At 58.5% G+C, this 19,997-nt stretch carries 19 protein-coding genes and 1 riboswitch; of the genes, 10 read left to right on the forward strand and 9 right to left on the reverse strand.

Annotated elements, in window-relative coordinates:
* From SIAM614_RS16915 to SIAM614_RS16940, 6 genes are all read right to left on the reverse strand, one after another.
* Positions 1-1,221: an NAD-dependent epimerase/dehydratase family protein gene (locus SIAM614_RS16915; RefSeq protein WP_006936356.1), complete on the reverse strand. Its 1,221-nt coding sequence runs from the start codon at positions 1,219-1,221 to the stop codon at positions 1-3.
* A gap of 145 nt (positions 1,222-1,366) precedes the next feature.
* Complete coding sequence (locus SIAM614_RS16920; protein WP_006936360.1) at positions 1,367-1,654, reverse strand: acylphosphatase; 288 nt, start codon at positions 1,652-1,654, stop codon at positions 1,367-1,369.
* A 74-nt stretch (positions 1,655-1,728) separates the two neighbouring features.
* Positions 1,729-2,619: a DMT family transporter gene (locus SIAM614_RS16925; protein ID WP_006936361.1), complete on the reverse strand. Its 891-nt coding sequence runs from the start codon at positions 2,617-2,619 to the stop codon at positions 1,729-1,731.
* A gap of 86 nt (positions 2,620-2,705) precedes the next feature.
* Positions 2,706-2,879: riboswitch (FMN riboswitch) on the reverse strand.
* Positions 2,880-2,955: 76 nt separating this feature from the next.
* Positions 2,956-3,963 (reverse strand): sensor domain-containing diguanylate cyclase, encoded by a 1,008-nt coding sequence (locus tag SIAM614_RS16930; protein ID WP_157139919.1) that lies wholly within the window; start codon positions 3,961-3,963, stop codon positions 2,956-2,958.
* A 399-nt stretch (positions 3,964-4,362) separates the two neighbouring features.
* Entirely contained in the window at positions 4,363-5,016 is a 654-nt protein-coding gene (locus SIAM614_RS16935; protein ID WP_006936363.1) for an HAD family hydrolase, read from the reverse strand.
* 104 nt (positions 5,017-5,120) lie between these two features.
* A complete protein-coding gene (locus tag SIAM614_RS16940; RefSeq protein WP_006936365.1) occupies positions 5,121-7,133 on the reverse strand; it encodes an acetyl-CoA carboxylase biotin carboxylase subunit in 2,013 nt (670 codons plus the stop codon).
* Positions 7,134-7,358: 225 nt separating this feature from the next.
* On the opposite strand from SIAM614_RS16940, the gene SIAM614_RS16945 reads away from it, so the two are divergent.
* From SIAM614_RS16945 to SIAM614_RS16955, 3 genes are all read left to right on the forward strand, one after another.
* Positions 7,359-7,835, forward strand: coding sequence for a hypothetical protein (locus SIAM614_RS16945; RefSeq protein WP_006936367.1), 477 nt, complete (start codon positions 7,359-7,361; stop codon positions 7,833-7,835).
* A gap of 122 nt (positions 7,836-7,957) precedes the next feature.
* The gene (locus SIAM614_RS16950; RefSeq protein WP_006936369.1) at positions 7,958-8,428 is read left to right on the forward strand and encodes a hypothetical protein; all 471 of its coding nucleotides are present in this window, start codon (positions 7,958-7,960) and stop codon (positions 8,426-8,428) included.
* Between the two features lie 163 nt (positions 8,429-8,591).
* Complete coding sequence (locus SIAM614_RS16955; RefSeq protein ID WP_040440522.1) at positions 8,592-8,903, forward strand: hypothetical protein; 312 nt, start codon at positions 8,592-8,594, stop codon at positions 8,901-8,903.
* A gap of 119 nt (positions 8,904-9,022) precedes the next feature.
* On the opposite strand, the gene SIAM614_RS16960 is transcribed toward SIAM614_RS16955, so the two are convergent.
* The gene (locus tag SIAM614_RS16960; RefSeq protein WP_006936374.1) at positions 9,023-10,555 is read right to left on the reverse strand and encodes an acyl-CoA carboxylase subunit beta; all 1,533 of its coding nucleotides are present in this window, start codon (positions 10,553-10,555) and stop codon (positions 9,023-9,025) included.
* 314 nt (positions 10,556-10,869) lie between these two features.
* Here SIAM614_RS16960 and SIAM614_RS16965 point away from each other — a divergent pair, with 314 nt between their 5' ends.
* The 7 genes from SIAM614_RS16965 (at position 10,870) to SIAM614_RS16995 (ending at position 18,302) form a co-directional block, all read left to right on the forward strand.
* Positions 10,870-11,820 carry an OmpA family protein gene (locus tag SIAM614_RS16965; RefSeq protein WP_006936376.1) on the forward strand — a complete coding sequence of 317 codons (951 nt, stop codon included), beginning with the start codon at positions 10,870-10,872 and terminating at the stop codon, positions 11,818-11,820.
* A gap of 465 nt (positions 11,821-12,285) precedes the next feature.
* On the forward strand, positions 12,286-13,710 hold the full coding sequence (locus SIAM614_RS16970; protein ID WP_006936382.1) for a circularly permuted type 2 ATP-grasp protein: 1,425 nt from the start codon (positions 12,286-12,288) through the stop codon (positions 13,708-13,710).
* 9 nt (positions 13,711-13,719) lie between these two features.
* Positions 13,720-14,670 (forward strand): alpha-E domain-containing protein, encoded by a 951-nt coding sequence (locus tag SIAM614_RS16975; RefSeq protein ID WP_006936383.1) that lies wholly within the window; start codon positions 13,720-13,722, stop codon positions 14,668-14,670.
* Between the two features lie 28 nt (positions 14,671-14,698).
* Positions 14,699-15,523 carry a transglutaminase family protein gene (locus tag SIAM614_RS16980; protein ID WP_006936386.1) on the forward strand — a complete coding sequence of 275 codons (825 nt, stop codon included), beginning with the start codon at positions 14,699-14,701 and terminating at the stop codon, positions 15,521-15,523.
* A 130-nt stretch (positions 15,524-15,653) separates the two neighbouring features.
* On the forward strand, positions 15,654-16,385 hold the full coding sequence (locus tag SIAM614_RS16985) for a proteasome-type protease (protein WP_040440487.1): 732 nt from the start codon (positions 15,654-15,656) through the stop codon (positions 16,383-16,385).
* Positions 16,386-16,462: 77 nt separating this feature from the next.
* Complete coding sequence (gene mgtE, locus SIAM614_RS16990; protein ID WP_006936389.1) at positions 16,463-17,887, forward strand: magnesium transporter; 1,425 nt, start codon at positions 16,463-16,465, stop codon at positions 17,885-17,887.
* 103 nt (positions 17,888-17,990) lie between these two features.
* Positions 17,991-18,302 carry a GIY-YIG nuclease family protein gene (locus SIAM614_RS16995; RefSeq protein ID WP_040440488.1) on the forward strand — a complete coding sequence of 104 codons (312 nt, stop codon included), beginning with the start codon at positions 17,991-17,993 and terminating at the stop codon, positions 18,300-18,302.
* A 76-nt stretch (positions 18,303-18,378) separates the two neighbouring features.
* Here the strand turns inward: SIAM614_RS16995 and SIAM614_RS17000 are convergent, their stop codons facing one another.
* Both SIAM614_RS17000 and SIAM614_RS17005 read right to left on the reverse strand, forming a co-directional pair.
* Positions 18,379-19,152 (reverse strand): ATP12 family chaperone protein, encoded by a 774-nt coding sequence (locus SIAM614_RS17000; RefSeq protein WP_006936394.1) that lies wholly within the window; start codon positions 19,150-19,152, stop codon positions 18,379-18,381.
* Positions 19,152-19,832 carry an HAD-IA family hydrolase gene (locus tag SIAM614_RS17005; protein ID WP_006936395.1) on the reverse strand — a complete coding sequence of 227 codons (681 nt, stop codon included), beginning with the start codon at positions 19,830-19,832 and terminating at the stop codon, positions 19,152-19,154. Before SIAM614_RS17005 ends, SIAM614_RS17000 begins: the two co-directional genes overlap by 1 nt.
* Positions 19,833-19,997: the final 165 nt, after the last annotated feature.

Raw genomic sequence — 19,997 nt, forward strand, 5'->3', positions numbered from 1 at the left:
TCAGGAGACGGATTTCAGGCGCGGATGTTCCGGATCCCGTTCGATCCCATCCGCGATTTCCTTGGTCCAGGCGGATACCGCCGGCACACGGCTGCGGTCGACCCTGTAAGCGTAGTTCTTGGCGACATCGACCACTTCACTCAGCAGACCATCTTCCAGCGTTATGGGATTGAGGCCGAGTTCCAGGAACTGCTTGTTTTCGACAACCAGGTCGTTTTCAGCCGCTTCCTTGCGCGGGTTCGGCAGATAGGCAACCTTGGCACCGGTCAGGCGTGAGATCAGCTCCGCCAGATCCCGCACGCGGTGGGTCTCGGTCATCTGGTTGAACACCTTCACCCGGTCGCCTTTCTGGGGCGGGTTCTTCAGCGCAAGTTCAATGCAGCGGACCGAATCCTGAATGTGAATGAAGGCACGTGTCTGCCCGCCGGTGCCATGCACCGTCAGCGGATAACCGATGGCCGCCTGGATCAGGAAGCGGTTCAGAACCGTGCCATAGTCGCCATCATAGTCGAACCGGTTGATGAGCTGTTTGTGGCGCAGGGTCTGTTCCGTGTGCGTGCCCCACACGATCCCCTGGTGCAGATCGGTGACCCGGAGCCCGTCGTTCTTGGCGTAGAACTGGAACAGGAGCTGATCCAGGCACTTGGTCATATGGTAGATCGAACCGGGATTGGCCGGATAAAGAATTTCCTGAGATGCCTTGGAGCCGCTGAGGGTCTCGACATCAACCGAAAGATAGCCTTCCGGAATTGCCGCACCAACGCTCGAATAGCCGTAGACGCCCATGGTGCCGAGGTGGACGAGATGCGCATCCAGATCGAGTTCCACCATTGCGTTGAGCAGATGGTGCGTCGCATTGACGTTGTTGTTGACCGTGTAATTCTTGTGCTGATCCGATTTCATCGAATAGGGCGCTGCCCGTTGTTCGGCGAAATGGATGATTGCGTCCGGCCGGTTGTCGGCAAGCCAGGCTTTGAACACTTCGTAGTCGCGAGCAATGTCGATCAGGTGGAAGCGAATGGTGTTGCCGGTTTCCTGCTTCCAGATCCGGGTGCGTTCCTGGATCGAATCCATGGGTGTCAGCGATTGCACGCCCAGCTCTGCATCGATCCAGCGGCGGCTCAGATTGTCGATGATATGAACTTCATGGCCCTGATCCGAAAGATGCAAGGATGTGGGCCAGCCGACAAAACCATCACCGCCAAGTATCGCAATCTTCACTGAAAATCTCCCCGGTTACACTTTTCGGCCCCGCCTGCGCAGCGCCGATTGCTGCATGTGAAAGATCAGATCATTGCGATAATTCCGTGACAACTCAACTTCGAATGTCACGATTGATATAGAAAAGACGATTGGCCACAGCCGGTTAAGCCGTATCGCGCACTTCAAAGATACCCGAGCAGGGCTCTACCGGCTCCAGGTCTTTCACCAGGTTCACCCTTGCAAGCGATGGGCCATGCCAAAGGGCATCAAGCATGTCGACGACAGTATCGGAGGGGCCGGAAAACACGGCCTCAACCCCACCGGACTTGAGATTGCGCACCCAGCCGGCCAGCACCCTGTCTTCAGCTTCACCCGCGCACCATGCCCGGTAGCCAACGCCCTGGACGCGGCCCTCAATCAGCACATGAACGGTCAATGGATCTGTGGTCATTCAGGTCTCCGAGGGTCGCGGCGCTGCAAAAAGCTTAGAGCAAACCTGTCTGTTCGCAAATGCTTGCGCGCGTTTCAGGCTGTGGACACCTGCGTGCCGCGCTTCTGCTCGTCCAGCATGACAAGCAGCGAAGCGCCGACAATCACCAGCGCACCCGGCCAGAACGCACCGTTCGGGGCAAAACCGAAAGCTAGGAAGCCGACCGCAATATTCAGCGGCAGCTTCAGATGGTCGAATGGCTGGACAAAGGCGGCATCGGCCTTTTGGTAGGCAAGGGTCAGGAGATAATTCGCCAGCACCGTCAAGACCCCTGCCCCCACAAGCAGCCAGAGCGCCGGTCCCGTTGGCACGATACCGCCCTCGCCCAGGGCGAGCACTGCATTTACCGGCGTCAGAAGAAGGAGCAGATAAACGGTTATTGAATCGGCGTTTTCGGTTGCAGTCAGTTTCTTGGTGACGAGCGAGGTTCCGGCCCAGAAAGCCGCGGCTCCGACCGGCAGAAGCGCGGCAAGGCTGAAAGCCTCCGTCCAGGGTTCCAGAATCACCATGCCTCCGGAAAACCCGGCCAGCGTCGCAAGCCATCGGACGATACCCACCCGTTCCCTGAAGAAGACCTTGGCACCAACGATAACGAAAAACGGCGAGGTCATCACCAACGCAATTGCCTGCCAGATCTCGACCCGCGCAAGACCGGCAACCCACATCTGAATGCCGATGACCGCCAGACCGCCGCGGACAAGATGCCAGCCGATCTGCCTGGTCTTCAACGCCGACAGACCGCGCCGCAGGACGAATGGCAGAGCAACGAGCAGGCCCAGCGCATACTGCCAGAAGGCGGCGGACGTCGACGGCACGCCCAGCCGCATGGTCGATGCCTGAAGAGCGCCGTTCACAAGAGCAAAGCAGGCCCCTGCTCCGATCATGGCAAGCGCGGCGAAAATGGGTTTCTTGGTGGTGGTTAGCATGGGCGTCCTATCCGCGATCCGTTCTGTCAACTTTCAGAACAGTCTCAAAAGACACACGCCCACCGGCCTTCCTCTGATGGCGGCGGTCAAGTTCTCTCTCATCCGGACTTTCGGGTGGCCTCATTTGACGCCACCTCAACCGTCGGCTCCGGCCTCTCACCGGATCTGCTGACCTCCGGACATTTTGTCCGGAGCGCTCGCGGGCTCCGGGTTTCCCCGATACCGCCGGTGGGGAATTTCACCCCGCCCCGAGAACTGCTCTCTAGGGGTTTCAGTATCCCTGAAATGGTCCGGATGCAATAGAGGAAGAAGGTCGTTCGTTACGGCGAAGGCCCATCAGGCCATGCAGACCCGGTTTCTACCAGCTTGCTTGGCGCAATAGAGCGCATCATCAGCCCTTGCAATGGTCTGGCTGACTTTCTCGCCGTCAGCAACGCTTGCGACCCCTATGCTGACACGCATCGGGATGACCTGTTCCCCGTGCATGTGGGGTGTGGTTTCGACGGCCCCTCGAATACGCTCTGCAATTGTGAAGGCGTCATCAAGGCCGCACTCTTCCAGGAGGCAGTAGAACTCCTCGCCGCCCGCTCTTGCAAAAATGTGAGGTGCTTGAAGCACGTTTTTCAGCAGACCGACAATATGATTGAGTGCGGCATCGCCGCAGGCGTGCCCAAACCGGTCGTTGATCTGCTTGAAATGGTCGACGTCCAGCACGAGTATAGAGAGGCTTGCCGACGTCTTTTTCGCCCGGTCCTCGGCGGAATCTGCCAGTTCGAAAAAACGCCGACGGTTATAGGCGTCGGTCAGAGCGTCGCGTTCCGCGGCCCGTTTGAGCTGCTCTTCCAGGCGCTTGCGCTCGGTGATATCGAGCATGGAACCGGCAAGACCATTCACCTCACCGGAAACCGGATCCCGCGTCACCGCCTTATGAAAGGTCACCGTTCGGTATTTACCATCGGCGTAGCACACTTCCGCTTCGTATATCTGAACACCGCCCCGTTGCATCAGCTCTTCGTCGGCCGCTTCATACACCTTTGCCAATTCTTCCGGGGCCACATCGTAAACGCTGGCCCCGCGCACCTTGTTGGCCGGCAAGCCAATGAACGACTCGAAGGCCTTGTTGCAGCCGCTGTAGATGCCGGCCCGGTCTTTGAAGAAGATCGGCGACGGCAGGTTGTCGATCGCGGATTGAAGATTGTCCCTTTCAGTCGCGAGATCCCGGCACTTGCGGAACAGGACCCCTTGCCGGGCGATCATGAGCTCGGCCCGTCTGAGCGCAAGCAACAAAAGGTCCTCATCATCACCGTTGACCACGTCGTCCACGCCGCCGTCAATCAAGCTCAATTGATCGACTACGGGCAGTTTCCGGTCCGCGCAGGCAATGATGAAGGTGGACTCGCTAATTCTGCGAAGATCGCAGTCAGGTAATTTGCCTGTCGACCCCACATCCAGAAGACAAATCTGAAACGGACGATTGGTCAGAGGCTGGACCGTTACCTGATGCAGCACGTATCGGGCAGGGAGCGATGGAGGTGGTCTTTGAGCAGGCGAATAATACCCGACGTCAACCACAGTTTCAGACGGTACCGCCGTACTATTGGTATCCGTTGCATGCATCCGTTTTGCCAAGGCCCGCTCCTCTTGAACCTAACCTACGGGAAAATCGATAAATTCCGAGTTAAAAAATATTTTGGCGCCTGCAACAAGCCATTCGCGCACCTGGCTTCGGCCTGCAAAACCTTGTTACCGGACGCCAAAATGCGCGGCTATGTCCCCAGGGGTCTCGGCGATCAGAACCGGATGCTCGGCGGCTAGCTCCTCCCGGCTGCCATAGCCCCACAGGACACCAATTCCCGCAACGTCATTGGCGTTGGCCCCGACAAGGTCATGCTTGCGGTCGCCCACCATGACAGTTTCCGAAGACGCAATGTTTTCCACGCCGAGAATATGGGCAATCAGCTCCGCCTTCGCGGATCGCGTGCCGTCCAGCTCCGAGCCGTAGACCTTGCCGAAAAACTCACTCAGGCCAAAGTGCTCAACGATCCGGCCCGCGTAGCTGTGGGGCTTGGACGTGCAAACATGCAGAACCATCCCGCCCTTGCGAAGCGCCTTCAGAAGTTCGGGAATGCCTTCGATCAACGAATTTTCGAAGAGCCCCGTAACCGTATAGCGTTCCCGGTAAAAGGCCACGGCGCGGTCCAGCTCCGCCTTGTCTTCAGTCCCCAGCAGCACCTTGAAGCTATCCCAGAGGGGCGGCCCGATACACCAGCGCAGGTCTTCCGTATCCGGTGCCTGCCCACCCATCTTTTCAACCGCATGTTGGATCGAACGCGTAATACCTTCGAAGGGATCCGTCAGGGTTCCGTCCAGATCGAAAAGGATGGTGGAAATTGTCATACTGCCCCGTAAAGCATTGAAAAAGAAAGCGGCCCGGACCGTATGGTCGCAGGCCGCTGAATATCGGTAGTCTTCGATGACTGTCAATCAGGCATTGCCGGAGATCAGGAAAACTCCATGATCACGGCATCGACAGCGAGGCTGTCGCCCGGAGTTGCCTTGATTGCGGTCACGACACAGTCGCGCTCCGCCCTCAGCACGTTTTCCATCTTCATGGCTTCAACAACAGCAAGCTGCTCGCCTGCCTTGACTTCCTGTCCCTCAGCCACTGCGATGGACACCACAAGACCCGGCATCGGGCACAGCAGCATCTTGGATGTATCCGGCGGCAGCTTCTCCGGCATCAGGGCATCCAGTTCGGCTATCCGCGGCGTCATCACCTTGGCGGTCACCGAATAGCCTTGCCAGTCAAGACGGTATCCGCCGCGCAGGGTCCGTACCTGTACGGTCACCTCCTGGTCGCCGACCTTGCCGGACCAAAGCGGATCGCCTGGAGCCCAATCGGATTCCACGTTGACCACCGGACCGTCGCCTAACGCTACGTCAATCTCGACGGGCGTGCCCGGGAACCCCGCGACGAGGCGGATCGGAACATAGGTCTTGTCGAGCTTGATCACCCAGTCTTCGCGAATGGCACCGGAATGGGCCCTGAGCCGGCCCGGCAGATGATCCAGACGCTCACGCTGCAGCGCACCCATCGACAGAGCAACGGCAGCGAGAACCGAATAGGCGTGGTCATCGGGAACCGCCGGTTCGAAGCCATCTGGATATTCATCGGCGATGAAACTGGTTGCCAACTCGCCGGAGCGCCAGCGCGGATGGTTCATCAGCGCGGTCAGGAACGGCACATTGTGCTGGATCCCGTCGACGTAAAAAGCATCCAGCGCCGAACTCATCGCATCGATCGCTTCTGCGCGGGTCGGCGCATGGGTGATCAGCTTTGCGATCATCGGATCGTAGAACATCGAGATTTCCGCCCCCTCGACAACACCGGTGTCGTTGCGCACGGTAACCCCGTTGCTGATCGACTCCTGAGGTGGCCGGTAGCGCACAAGCCGGCCGATGGACGGCAGGAAGTTGCGGTAGGGATCTTCTGCATAAATGCGGCTTTCGACTGCCCAGCCGTTCAGCTTGACGTCTTCCTGGGCAAGTTCCAGCTTCTCACCGGCCGCAACGCGGATCATCTGCTCCACCAGGTCGACACCAGTGATGAGTTCGGTCACCGGATGTTCCACCTGCAGACGGGTGTTCATCTCAAGAAAGAAGAAGCTCTTGTCCTGCCCGGCAACGAATTCGACTGTCCCGGCGCTGTCGTAGTCGACGGCCTTGGCAAGCGCGACGGCCTGCTCGCCCATCTTGCGGCGCGTTTCCTCATCGAGCAGCGGCGACGGCGCTTCCTCAATGACCTTCTGGTTCCGCCGCTGGATCGAACATTCACGTTCGCCCAGATAAATCGCGTTGCCGTGCTTGTCCCCCAGGACCTGAATTTCGATATGGCGTGGGTTTTCGATGAACTTCTCGATAAAGACCCGGTCATCCCCGAAGGAAGACGCCGCTTCGGATTTGGAGCGGATGTACCCGTCCCGCACTTCGTCCGCATTCCACGCAATACGCATGCCCTTGCCGCCACCGCCGGCAGAGGCCTTGATCATGACCGGATAGCCGATGTCTTGCGCGATCTCGACCGCCTGCTCCGGACTTTCGATAACGCCGAGATAGCCCGGTACCGTGCTGACCTTGGCTTCGTTGGCAAACTTCTTGGACTCGATCTTGTCACCCATCGCCATAATCGCGCGCGGGTTCGGTCCGATCCAGACAATGCCCTCCTTTGCCAGTGCCTCAGGGAAGCTGGCGCGTTCGGAGAGGAAGCCATAGCCCGGGTGCACGGCTTCGGCACCGGTCTCCTTGCAGGCCGCGATGATCTTGTCGGCAATAAGATAGGATTCCGATGCGGCCGCCGGGCCGATGTGAACAGCCTCGTCTGCCATTTCCACATGCAAGGCATCGCGATCGGCATCGGAGTAAACCGCAACTGTCTTGATGCCCATGCGGCGGGCCGTCTTGATGACACGACAGGCGATCTCACCACGGTTGGCGACTAGTATCTTGGAGAACATGAATTTCCACCCAGCTGGACGATTTTTCCATTTTGTAGGCCGCACCACATTGGCACGCAACTTATCCAAAGGGCGAGACGTGATTTTGCGGATAGGTGCGCCAGCAGCCAAAACCGGCACTTTTGTCACGATGCGGCAGGCTTTGCGGCGGTGGAAGCGCAGCCATTTATCCGAATTTTAAGAAAATTCTTGCAGAAAATACTTAGGCAATGGGGAAATAAATAAATGCAACGCATCCTTTCAGCGGCATTGATCGCAAGTGCTTTACTGCCAACTTCCGTACTGGCAGACACAGCCGGAAAATGGAAAAGCGGTGAAATCAACGGATTTACACGTTACTGGACCACGAACAACGATGGCGCGAATTTCGTCGTCTGGTGTCACCCGAAACGCAGCATCAACGGCACCTTGCTTCATGTAGACATCGGCGGAAAAATGCCCCCGCCCAATAGCAGGATCAAATTGATCATGGACCGGGAGGTTCTGGAACTGCCGATCAACGAGCAGGGATATGTCGAGACAAGCTGCGCAGCCTGTTCCGACAGTTTCGGCTATGTCTGGCACAGATTGCGGTCTTCCCATTCCCTGGCGGTAAAATTCCAGAACGACAGCTACGCAGGTTTTTCCCTGCGCGGCGCACAGAAAGTGATGCCTGGCGATGTCTGCCCCACGGACTGGCAGAAACAGCACCCAAGGTCCTGATGCAAGCTGCCGGGCCGGGACGGCCCCGTCCCGGCTTGCCGGACCCCAGACACACTCCTGATTTGACGGATTTTAACTGAAACCTGTAGTTTTCGTCGGTGACGAATTACGGAAACGGCTCGATGCGGATTGCTCTACTTTCATTCGTATTCCTGACCCTGGCCGCGCCATTTCAGGCAACAGCCGCCGATCACGGCAAATGGCACACGGACACCGCCCACGGTTACGAACGTTACTGGACAGAAAGCTCGACTGGAGCACGGTTCACCATCTGGTGCCCGCCCAATCACGCCATCAAGAACACCCTTATCGGCATACGCATCAAGGGCCGCAGACCAGATCCCGGCACCACGGTTCTGGTAGAGCTGGATCACAAGCTGATAAAATTCAGAGCCGGAGACGACGGCTTCATCTACAACGACTGCCCAGCCTGTTCCGACAACATGACCTATTTCTGGCACCGGCTGCGCTCCGCGGTCAAATTCGCCGTGCAACTGGAAGACAGACGCTACTCCGGCTTCTCGCTGAACGGTGTTCGGGAAACCATGGCAGGGTCCGTCTGCTCCAAACAGATTGCCCAGAACATCCGGTAAGGGTCCGCGAAAGCGCGACTGATGGAATTTATGTGCTCGCAATCACAATTGCGCGCCGCTGAATGGTGCACACTCTTGCCATCAACCAACTTCCGGACGGTTCTGCTAAGCTGACGAAGCAAAGCGTCCCGTCCCGGAGGCGATGGCACGTCAGGAGACCTTCATGCGGAAACTGTTTCTTTGCGCAGCAGCGCTCGCCCTCCCCGGCCTGGTCGTCTCGACCGCAGCCGAGGCTCGTCCGGATCTTCGCAAGATGACCTGCGCCCAGGCTCAGAACATGGTGCGTCAGCACGGTGCCGTGGTCTTCACCACGGGCCAGTACACCTATTCGATGTTCGTTTCGAACCTCAGTTACTGCGATCGCAACCAGGTGCTGTTCACGCAGTATGGCCAGACGCGCGACACGCCACGCTGTCCGGTTGCGTTCGAATGCAAGGAACCGTTGTTCCCGCGCGGTTTGTCCCGCTGGGATTGACCCTGGAGACATGACACAGGCCGGAAAATCCGGCCTGGTACACGCTCTCATGTCATTGCATCGTCCCAGCGTTCAGTCTTCCGGAACCCAAGCGAATGAATACAAACCGGCTCTATTTGCTAGAGCGGAATATTGTCATGTTTTTTCCACGGCATGTCGGCCTGCTTCGATCTGAGCAGAGCCAGGGCCTTCGACACGCGCCTGCGGGTGGAATGCGGGCGAATGACATCGTCGATATACCCACGTTCCGCCGCAACGAACGGATTGGCGAACCGGTCTTCGTAATCCTTCGTCCGCTTGGCGATCTTGTCCTTGTCGGCAAGTTCCGACCTGTAGAGGATTTCGACCGCTCCCTTGGCGCCCATGACCGCGATTTCCGCGGACGGCCACGCGTAGTTGATGTCGCCGCGAATATGTTTCGAGCTCATCACGTCATAGGCACCGCCATAGGCCTTGCGCGTGATCACTGTAATCTTCGGCACGGTCGCTTCCGCGTAGGCAAACAGGAGCTTGGCCCCATGCTTGATCAGGCCGCCGTATTCCTGCGACGTGCCAGGCAGGAAGCCTGGAACATCGACAAAGGTCACGATGGGAATGCCAAAGCAATCGCAGAAGCGGACAAACCGTGCGGCCTTGCGGCTTGCATCGGAATCGAGCACGCCCGCCAGCACCATCGGCTGGTTGGCAACGATACCGACGGTCCGGCCTTCGATCCGGCCAAAACCGGTGATGATATTGCCAGCGAAACTGCCCTGGATCTCGAAGAAGTCGCCCTCGTCCACCGTCTTCAGAACAAGTTCCTTCATGTCGTAGGGCTTGTTCGGATTGTCCGGAATAAGCGTATCCAGACTGGTGTCGATCCGCTCCGGATCGTCGTAGTTCGTCAGCTCCGGCAAATCCGCGCGATTGTTCATCGGCAGGTAATCGATCAGCCTTCGCATTTCCTGCAAGGCTTCGACGTCATTGTCGAAGGCCCCGTCGGCAATGGAAGATTTGGTGGTGTGGATCGATGCCCCGCCAAGTTCCTCGGCCGTGACCGTTTCATTGGTCACCGTCTTCACCACGTCCGGTCCGGTCACGAACATGTACGACGTGTCACGCACCATGAAAATGAAGTCCGTCATGGCCGGCGAGTAAACGTCACCGCCCGCGCAAGGTCCCATGATCAGCGATATCTGCGGAACGACGCCCGATGCCAGAACGTTGCGCTGGAACACTTCGCCGTAACCGCCAAGCGCCGCGACCCCTTCCTGAATACGGGCACCACCCGCATCGAACAGACCGATGATCGGTGCGCGGTTCTGCAGGGCCATGTCCTGAAGCTTGGTGATCTTTTCCGCATGCGTTTCCGAAAGAGACCCACCGAAGACCGTGAAATCCTTGGAGAACACGTAAACGGTCCGTCCGTTGACCGTTCCCCAGCCGGTGATCACGCCATCGCCTGGGATATGCTGCTCTTCCATGCCGAAGTCGGTGCAACGATGCTGCTTGAACATGTCGAACTCTTCGAACGACCCTTCGTCCAGCAGAATTTCGATCCGTTCGCGTGCAGTGAGTTTGCCCTTGGCATGCTGCGCATCGATCCGGCGTTGTCCGCCGCCGAGCCGCGCCGTTTCGCGGCGTTGTTCCAATTCGGCCAGAACTTCTTTCATCCGGTCCTCCCAAAACTTGAGCTTGGATCACGCCGTAGCATGATCCCCCAACAGAGCCGAGTCAGCACATGGGCTTATGGGGAAACTACGCTCCGTCAACCTTCCCGGCAAATCGTGTCGGCAGACCAGATTCAGCCCGTCGCAAAAATGACAGGCAGGCCTGCAGCAACCCGCTTTACCCGCCGCCCCCTTTTCCCTAGCGTCACCGCAAGACGGAATAGGTCAAGACCGCCTCAACCATTGCCTTTTGCTGAAGCCCCCAAAGCATCGGCATGACACGAGGTTTCAGAACGCTTTTATAATGGAGTCTATTGATGTCAGGAAATTTCGTCGTTGATCACCGTGATGGCGTCATCACGCTCGCCCGCCTGCAGTATTTTGATGTCAGCCAGGCGAACCTCAAGGAAGAGCACAAGAACTGGCTGCGGCGGAACGTAGTCCCGTTGCTGAAGGGCAATGGCAGCATCAGTATCGTCGGGCTTTCCAGCCGCAGCGGCAAGGCAGCTTTCAACAAGGCCCTGTCGATGAAGCGGGCAAATGCCGTGAAGTCGTTCCTGGAAGAATGCCTTCTGTCCTGTTTCCCGTTCGATCTGGTCGATGGGCTTGGCGAATCCCTGGCTGAAGAAATGGGCCAGGAAGACGGTGTTGAAGACGGACAGTTCCGCGCTGTCATGATTTACGTGCATTCCCTGCCGACACCGCCCAACCCGAAGGTCATCAAAACGCCCAAGAAGATGAAACCCAAACCGAAGGCAGCTTCCACCTTGTGGGTTGGCATCGGCGAAAGCCATTCGGGCGATCTGGTTGCCCTTGGACGATACAACTGGAATGGACGCCTTTACCGTGCCAGCGCCGACGACAACGGCTATGTGGACTATGTAGACCTGATGGCCGATGGCTGGAAAATCGGCGGGGGCCTGGGCGGTAGCGTCGGCGGCATCGTCATCGTGGCCCATGGCGTCAAAACGGCGAGCGAACTCAACAAGAAGGGCGAATGGTCCGATTGGGATCTCGATCTGGCGATTGCAGGCAAGCTGGGCGACGTCCTCAAAGGGATCAAGGGCATCGGCAAGATCATCAATACGATGGAGAAATACGAGGAACTCAGCCATGCCGCGATCGAACTCACCAAAAACAAGGGGTTCGTCAAGAAAGGCCTCTACACTATTCCGATGCTCGGCGTCGGTGCGGGTCTGCACGTGTGGACAGGACGAAAATACGGCGACGTATCGGTGATGTCGGTCGGCAGAACCTTGATGCGGTAACGCACGCTACCCGGCCTCCGAAGCGTGCCATTGCCGGCTCGCAAATCACGTCTCCGGCACGGTGGGTTAACTGCACACGAACTGTGCGTTCCGGACGGATGCACCTCGTAAATCGGACCATGCGGAGCGACATCGACGCTCCGCATGGTTGGATTGCAGGAGGGGAAAAGCGCCGAACCAGTGTAACGAGCCCCAGATCCGGCAGGAATTTCGGAGAGGGGACCGGACATTTCAGCCCGTCATTTCGAAGAAGATTACCGTCTCAAACGTCGCCAAACACCACCAATACTGCGCATTCGGGTAGTCGAAAAAAATATACTCAACTTGAGGGAACCTTAGGATATTTCGACGGATTTCAGCTTCCTGCCTAATTTGTAAGCAGTAGCGCCGCGACATTGAACTTTGACACCTTTCAGAATTTTGCCATGATTGCCCAAGAACGAAGCATCGGCAAAAGGGGAGGCAATGTCGGACGAACGCACTTTCTTCAATGAAATGCTCGACGAGGCTAACAAGCCACGACAGCCATATGCCCGGCTCGCCAAATGGCTGGAAGACAAGCCAGCCAACTTTCTGACCAAGAAGGGCCGCGACGCCGAAACGATCTTCCGCAGACTTGGCATCACATTCGCCGTCTACGGTACTGAAGAATCAACCGAACGGCTGATACCGTTCGACCCCATCCCGCGCATCATCTCTGCTTCGGAATGGCGACACCTGTCCGCCGGCATCGACCAGCGTGTGCGCGCCCTGAATGCCTTCCTTCACGACATCTACCATCGCCAGGAAATCCTCCGCGCAGGCAGGATACCCGCTGATCTCGTGTTGCAGAATGAAGCGTTTCTACCGGAAATGGCCGGGTTCACACCCGCCCGCAAGGTCTATGCCCATATCATCGGCACCGATCTGGTGAGGGTGTCGGAAAACGAATTCTACGTTCTGGAAGACAACACCCGCACCCCTTCTGGCGTCTCCTACATGATGGAGAACCGGGAGACCATGATGCGTCTCTTCCCCGAGCTCTTCCAGAGCCACCGGGTCGCCGCCGTGGAGCAATACCCCGAGAACCTGCTGCAAACGCTGGAAAGCGTCGCACCGGATCCCTCCAAGTCATCCCAGACAATCGTCGTCCTGACCCCCGGCATCTACAATTCCGCCTACTTCGAACACGCCTTCCTGGCAGACTCCATGGGCGTCGAACTTGTGGAAGGCCGCGACCTGTTCGTCGATGCCGGCCATGTCTTCATGCGCACCACGCGTGAACCGAAGCAGGTCGACGTCATTTACCGGCGGATCGATGATGCTTTCCTGGATCCGCTCACGTTCAATCCCGGCAGCATGCTCGGGGTTCCGGGCCTGTTCGATGCCTATCGCGCCGGCAACGTCACGATCTGCAATGCACCGGGCACGGGTATCGCCGACGACAAGGCGATCTATGCCTATGTCCCTGACATCATCGAGTTCTATACCGGCCAGAAGCCGATCTTGAACAACGTTCCCACCTGGAACTGCTCACGGCCGGATGACCTTGCCTATGTGCTGGACAATCTTGAGGAAATCGTCGTCAAGGAAGTCCACGGCTCGGGTGGCTACGGCATGCTGATCGGACCGACCGCCTCCAAGCGCGAGATCGCCGAATTCCGCAAGGTGCTGGAAACCAATCCTTCGAACTATATTGCCCAGCCGACCCTGGCGCTATCGGCCTGCCCGACGCATGTCGCCTCGGGTGTTGCCCCGCGCCACGTCGATCTGCGCCCCTATGTGCTGATCGGTGACCAGGTCCGCATCACTCCCGGTGGCCTGACACGGGTTGCCCTCAAGAAAGGCTCGCTTGTCGTCAACTCCAGCCAGGGTGGCGGCACAAAAGACACCTGGGTACTTGAGGACTGAGAGAACCAGATGCTCGGAAGAACCGCCTCTTCGCTGTTTTGGATGTCGCGCTACCACGAGCGTGCCCAGAATGTTTCCCGTCTCCTGGAGGTCGCCTGCCGCGGCGCCATTATCTCCCATTCCGGGCAGGAGGACGGGACCCACTGGACCTTTGCCCTCGCCTGTTCGGACTGTGAAACCGGGTTCAAGCAGAAATACGAGGAACTGAACGCCCGCAACATGGCGTCTCATATGATCTTCTCCAAGGATAACCCCTCGAGTGTCCGCAGTTCTCTGGAGCTTGCCAGAAACAATGCGCGTGCCGTTCGCACCGGCATCACGGCGGAACTCTGGGAAGCCATCAACACGACCTGGATCGAGTTCACGGATGTGAGCCCGCAATCCATCACCCAGGAAAAACTGCCTGATTTTCTGTCCTGGATTAATCAGCGCGCACATCTCTTCCGTGGTGCCTTGCTGAACACAATACTCCGCGACGATGGCTATTTCTTCAGCCAGATGGGCAATTTTGTAGAACGGTCGGACAACACGGCCCGTATCCTCGATACCTATTACTGGACCTTGCTGCCGGACAGCGACATCATCGACGACGGTTCTCTGGAACACTATCAGTGGTCCGCAATCCTCAGGGCGCTGTCAGGACGACGAAGCTACCGGTTTGCGTATCCGAATGCGCGGCTGAAGGCCTTCAACATTGCTGAATTCCTGATCTTGAGGACGGAAATGCCCCGGTCCCTCGCCCATTGCTACGACTGGATGGCCGATACCGCTGAAGATCTGGCCCAGTTCTATGGCTCGCGCGAACCGAGCCTGGACATGGCTGCGGACATGGCAAGAGACCTGGCCGAAAAACAGATGCACGAGATCTATCAGCAGGGGCTACATGACTTCCTCTCTGATTTCATCAACAAGAACAACCAGTTCGCCCATCAGCTTTGCGAAGACTACAATTTCGCCTGACCCTGGAACCCCGCAGAATCGGTGCAGCATGCGACTGACAGTCAGACACACGACCCGATACCGCTATGAGGCGCCGCTTGCCAATGCCATGCAGCAGCTGCGCCTGACACCCGAGGACGGCCCGAGCCAGAGAGTTGTCGAATGGTCCATTGATGCCCCCGGCATCGAACGGGCAACGACCTACAAGGACGCTTTCGGCAACCAGGTGCACATGGTCTCGCGCAGCGAGCCGATCGAGGATGTCGAGATCACGGCCAGCGGCGTTGTCGAGACGACCGACACCAACGGAATTCTCGGCCACGAACCCGATGCCGGCATCCCTCCGCGCATTTACACCCGGGTCACGCCGCTTACCCAGTCGAACCAGGCCATCCGCAGACTGGCAGCCAATGCGGAAGGCCATGACAAGATCGCCGGCTTTCACGCCCTGATGCATGCCATCCGGGACAAGGTCGACTACAAGGTCGGCGTCACCGAAACCCACGCACCGGCCACGGCGGTTCTGGCCGCCGGAGAAGGTGTCTGCCAGGATCACGCGCATATCTTCATAGCCGCCGCGCGCTCCATCGGCGTTCCGGCACGATACGTTTCGGGCTATCTGCTGCTGGAAGACGAACAGGCCTCCGAAGCGCATCATGCCTGGGCCGAAGTGATGATTAACGGTCTCGGCTGGACCGGATTCGACATATCCAACGCAATGTGCCCAACCGATCGCTATATCCGCTTGACGGTGGGCCTGGATTCCCGTTCAGCTGCCCCTATCAGGGGAATCCGGTTTGGCGGGCTGGAGGAGAATCTGCATGTTGAGGTCGACGTGGCGCAGGCTGCGCTTCAGCAACAACAGCAGCAGTAGCAGTCCTCTCCAGGCTCCCGAGCGGCTCACCCAGGACAAAGACGTTTAAGGGCAACCTGCGCCCTGCCGATAGATGCCTTCACCCCGAGGGCACCGGTGACAGGTCAAGGTGCAGTCTGAGGGCTTGGGAATGACTTATTGCGTTGGTTTGAAACTGGATCGCGGACTGGTGTTTGCCGCGGACACGCGCACCAACGCTGGTGTCGACAACATTGCCACGTTTAAAAAACTTCACGTCTGGGAAGAGCCTGGCGAGCGGGTGATCACCCTGCTGTCGGCCGGCAACCTTGCCGTTACCCAGGCTGTCGTCTCCCTGCTGAGCGAACACATCATGTCCGCGGAAAACGACCGGGCGACGCTGATGACGGCAAGGACCATGTTCCAGGTCGCCCGGCTCGTGGGCAGCGCGGTTCGTGAAGTCAAGGCAATCGACGGCGAAGCGCTCGCAACCAGCGCGGAAAATTTCTTCGTCACCTTCATTCTGGGCGGCCAGATCAAGGGCGAAGAGCCGCGCATGTTCCAGATCTATGCCGCCGGCAACTTCATCGAGGTCGGTGAAGACACGCCCTATCTGCAGATCGGTGAACACAAATACGGCAAACCGATCCTCGACCGGGTCACACGGGCGGACATGCGCCTCGGGGAAGCAGCCAAGCTGGTGCTTCTGTCGTTCGACAGCACATTGAGGTCAAACCTGTCCGTCGGCATGCCCATCGACATGCTGCTCTACAACACCGACAGTTTTTCGACCGATCGCCAGGTGCGCATTCAGCAGGATGACGCGTATTTCCAGAAACTGTCGCGGGGCTGGTCCGACAAGTTGCGGCAGGCCTTTGCCGATATTGAGGAATTTGAGGTCTGAACCGGCAGGCAACTGTCAGCCTGACGTCACAAAGCATCAGTAGAAGCGGTCCGGACCTTTCCGGAAAGTGAGTATCCATGAGCAATTCCAGCGATGCCGCCGAGCTTGACCCCACCGTATGGACCCGGGAGCCGGCCAACGAACCGCTGGAAGCCAATGACGATGCGCTGAGGGCCGTCCGCGACATGATCAAGGCGGGGCAGCGCACGCAACTGGTTGAGCTGCTCAAGCGCTGGGACCCTGTCGACGTCATGCAGTTGCTGACGCGGCTAAGGCTGAAACAAGCGCGCAAGCTGTTTCAATGGCTGCCCGCCAACCCGTCGATCAAGGTGATTGCCGAGCTGCGCCCGGAATACCGGTCCATCCTGATGGAAGAATCCACGCTGGAGCAGTTCCGCGATATTCTCGCCGGTCTCGATCCGGAAGACGCCACTGAAATTCTCAACGAGTTTCCCGACGATGTCGCCGACGAACTGATCGCGCGCCTGCCGGACGTGGAAGACATTGCCACGCGCGGTTCCTACGCGGACGACACCGCAGGCCGCGTCATGGCGCGCAAGTTCGTTGCCCTGCCCGAAACCTGCACCGCCGGCGAGGCCGTCGCACAGATGCGTGCGGAAGCCAGCCGCATCCGCAAGGTCTTTACCGTTTATGTGACCGATGCCGACGGCAAGCTGACCGGTACGGTGGAAGTGGGCAAACTTCTGCTCGCCCCGGCAGATGCCCCCTTGTCCAGTTTCATGAACCGGGACGTGATTGCCGTCTCCACCGACACCGATCAGGAAGAAGTGCTGCGGCTCGCCAGAAAACGTGACATGCGCACGGTGCCGGTCGTCAGTGGCGACGGTCATCTGATCGGCCGGATCACCCCGAAGCAACTGACGCGTATTGCGTCGGACGAGGCCAACGAGGACATGTTGCTGATGAGCGGCGTATCGGGCGAATCCCGCTCGGACGACACGGTGCTGCGTATTGTGCGCGGCCGCCTGCCCTGGCTTCTGGCCGGTCTGCTGGGCGCCAGCGTCGCTGCAACTGTGGTCGGCTCTTACGAGGATCAGCTTGCCGAAGCCGCCATTCTGGCCGCTTTCATTCCTGTCACCATGTCCATGGCCGGAAACGCCGGTCTGCAGGCCTCGGCCGTGGCCGTTCAGGGCATTGCGACCGGAGCCTTGTGGTCTGGCGACATCTTCTATCGCCTGCTGAAGGAATTGCTGGCGGCGCTCTTCAACGGCGCTATCGCCGGTACCATTCTCGGCTGTCTCGTGCTGGTGGCATCCCTGGTCGTACCTCTGGAAGACCCCGTCCACCTCGCAATTGCCACCTCGCTGTCACTGCTCTGCGTCACCACGCTCGCCGCCATGGTAGGCGCCACCGTGCCCATCCTTCTCGACAAGATCGGCATCGACCCCGCCATGGCCATCGGCGTCTTCATCACCTCCTCCAACGACGTCCTCGGCGTGCTCATCTTCTTCCTGATGGCAACGACGTTTTATCTGGGGTGAGACGGGGAAGGTTGTTCGCAAGCGACTATGCGGTTTCCTGGGTCCCCGCTTTCGCGGGGATGACACCTATATTAGCCTAGCGCATTCAGTTCCGGATTGATGAATCCGAAGACACTCTTATTTCACCTACATCCTTGCGAGCGGTCCTGGCGGAACACTTTATGTCGGTGTCACCAACGATCTTGTTCGCAGAACAATGCAGCACCGGGAAGGTGTGGCAAGCAACTTCACGCGCAAATACAAGGTGCACCGTCTGGTCTATTTCGAAGCCAATACCGATGTGGAAATTGCGATCAGAAGGGAAAAGAACTTGAAGAAGTGGAACAGAGCCTGGAAAATTGAACTGATCTCGAAGTTCAGCCCCGACTGGCACGATCTGCTCCCGGGGCTCTTGACCGCAGAAAACCAGAACTAGTGTGTCATCCCCGCGAAAGCGGGGACCCAGGACACCTCATCGCTCGACAATTTCAAAACGCTTCACAGCGAAAACGTTACCCTTCCATCAGGATCAGCACCGCTGCGTCGAATTCCTTGCGCTTGTAGGCTCTGACGAGGGCGGCTTCCGCGTCTTCGCCCCAGCGTTCGATGTTGAAGTCTTCTTCGACATGCGCCGCCGTCCAGGCGGCATCAGCGTCGAGGTAGTCTTCCATGAGACCAAGCGCCAGAAGGGCGGACCCTGTCAGGCTGGTGATCGTGTGGAACGCAGCAAGGCGCATCGGGGTCAGGTTTGAAAGCCTCGCCCGGTAAGCGACAAGCAACGGCTCCGGCTGGGCCGCGTGCATGACACCTTCGATCAGCACAAAACGGCCGCCGAGCAGCCCGCCGGCCCAATCCACCACCGGGTCCCAAAGGCGATTTTGCGTGTCGACCAGGCTCTGAGGGGTGTCTGCCCGGTAACACAGTGCATCGTTACCGGCAAACCGGGTGATATCGTCGGCCACTTCGTCGAACCGCACACTCACCGCATCGAGCGCCGAATTGGAAATCCGCGTCAGCGGCATGCTGGCCGGGTTGATTTCCTTTTCCTGCGCCTGCCACTCGGCTGCAACAGCTTTCGCCAGAGCTTCGCTCGGCAGCAGCAAGGGCGCCTTGCCGGGGGTCTTGACCGGCCTGCCGTCCAGGTGGATTGCAAATCCGCCGTCCGCGGGAACGTGAGTAACGTCCTTGTAGAAACGCTTCGGCAACTCACGGCGCGAAAGCTCGCGTGCCCGCTGTTCCGGATCCTTGTCCGCATCTTCCTGCAAGGTTTCAAGAAAATCGCGCATCACATTGTTTCCTTGTCGAAATCCAGCAATTCGCCGAGCGCGTTATCCAGCTCGGCATAGGTCTGAATGATCCTGTCCGCACCATCGGACGTCAGCCGATCCTGGTCATGGTAGCCCCAGGAAACGCCCAGGGCATGCGCCCCGGCAGCCTTGGCCATCGCCATGTCGAAGCCCGTATCGCCGATCATGATCGTGCGGGACCTGTCCGCTCCCGTCTCTGCCATTGCCCGCAGCACCATGTCCGGATGCGGCTTGGAAGGCGATGTGTCAGCCGTCTGAATGGTTACGAAGCGACCGTGCAGATCCTGGGTATCCAGCATGTGCCTGACGCCACGCATCGCCTTGCCGGTGGCAATTCCAAGCAGGACGTCGTCACGCGCATGCAGTCTGTCGATTGCCTCGCGCGCTCCCGGGTAAAGCGGGTCCAGGTCCAGCCCTTCTCTCCTGCGGGAGACCTTCGCCTCTTTATAAGCACCCGACATGACCGATATCTTGTCGCTGTGCTCCGGTCCCACGAGATCCAGAAAGGCCTCGTCCAGCGACCGCCCGACGATCGACAGGGCCGTTTCGCGGTCCGGCATGGGCAGGCCCACGGCATCGAAGCCGACTTGAAGCCCCTGCAAGATGGTCTGCTGACTGTCGACCAGCGTGCCGTCGACGTCGAAGATGATCAGATACATGGGCATCCTGTGCCAAGCGAACGGAAGTCCGCCCGCATGTGCCGGGTTTTCGCCCGGGGGTCAAGAGCACATTTGGCAACGCGCCAATTTGCAAGATCTGGCTTCATCTACGTCAAGGATTGGTAATTTCAACACCCGGCAAAGAATTCCACACTCTGCGGCAAA

The organism is Roseibium aggregatum IAM 12614, assembly GCF_000168975.1.
Classification (GTDB): Bacteria; Pseudomonadota; Alphaproteobacteria; order Rhizobiales; family Stappiaceae; genus Roseibium; species Roseibium aggregatum.

Bases quoted from the DNA above. Each gene is read 5' to 3' on its own strand.
- SIAM614_RS16960 (WP_006936374.1), bottom strand. From the start codon at position 10,555: ATGAAAGAAGTTCTGGCCGAATTGGAACAACGCCGCGAAACGGCGCGG.
- SIAM614_RS16980 (WP_006936386.1), top strand. From the start codon at position 14,699: ATGCGACTGACAGTCAGACACACGACCCGATACCGCTATGAGGCGCCG.
- SIAM614_RS16935 (WP_006936363.1), bottom strand. From the start codon at position 5,016: ATGACAATTTCCACCATCCTTTTCGATCTGGACGGAACCCTGACGGAT.
- SIAM614_RS16925 (WP_006936361.1), bottom strand. From the start codon at position 2,619: ATGCTAACCACCACCAAGAAACCCATTTTCGCCGCGCTTGCCATGATC.
- SIAM614_RS16965 (WP_006936376.1), top strand. From the start codon at position 10,870: ATGTCAGGAAATTTCGTCGTTGATCACCGTGATGGCGTCATCACGCTC.
- SIAM614_RS17000 (WP_006936394.1), bottom strand. From the start codon at position 19,152: ATGCGCGATTTTCTTGAAACCTTGCAGGAAGATGCGGACAAGGATCCG.
- SIAM614_RS16970 (WP_006936382.1), top strand. From the start codon at position 12,286: ATGTCGGACGAACGCACTTTCTTCAATGAAATGCTCGACGAGGCTAAC.
- SIAM614_RS16920 (WP_006936360.1), bottom strand. From the start codon at position 1,654: ATGACCACAGATCCATTGACCGTTCATGTGCTGATTGAGGGCCGCGTC.
- SIAM614_RS16950 (WP_006936369.1), top strand. From the start codon at position 7,958: ATGCGGATTGCTCTACTTTCATTCGTATTCCTGACCCTGGCCGCGCCA.
- SIAM614_RS16945 (WP_006936367.1), top strand. From the start codon at position 7,359: ATGCAACGCATCCTTTCAGCGGCATTGATCGCAAGTGCTTTACTGCCA.
- mgtE (WP_006936389.1), top strand. From the start codon at position 16,463: ATGAGCAATTCCAGCGATGCCGCCGAGCTTGACCCCACCGTATGGACC.
- SIAM614_RS16975 (WP_006936383.1), top strand. From the start codon at position 13,720: ATGCTCGGAAGAACCGCCTCTTCGCTGTTTTGGATGTCGCGCTACCAC.
- SIAM614_RS16955 (WP_040440522.1), top strand. From the start codon at position 8,592: ATGCGGAAACTGTTTCTTTGCGCAGCAGCGCTCGCCCTCCCCGGCCTG.
- SIAM614_RS16940 (WP_006936365.1), bottom strand. From the start codon at position 7,133: ATGTTCTCCAAGATACTAGTCGCCAACCGTGGTGAGATCGCCTGTCGT.
- SIAM614_RS17005 (WP_006936395.1), bottom strand. From the start codon at position 19,832: ATGTATCTGATCATCTTCGACGTCGACGGCACGCTGGTCGACAGTCAG.
- SIAM614_RS16985 (WP_040440487.1), top strand. From the start codon at position 15,654: ATGACTTATTGCGTTGGTTTGAAACTGGATCGCGGACTGGTGTTTGCC.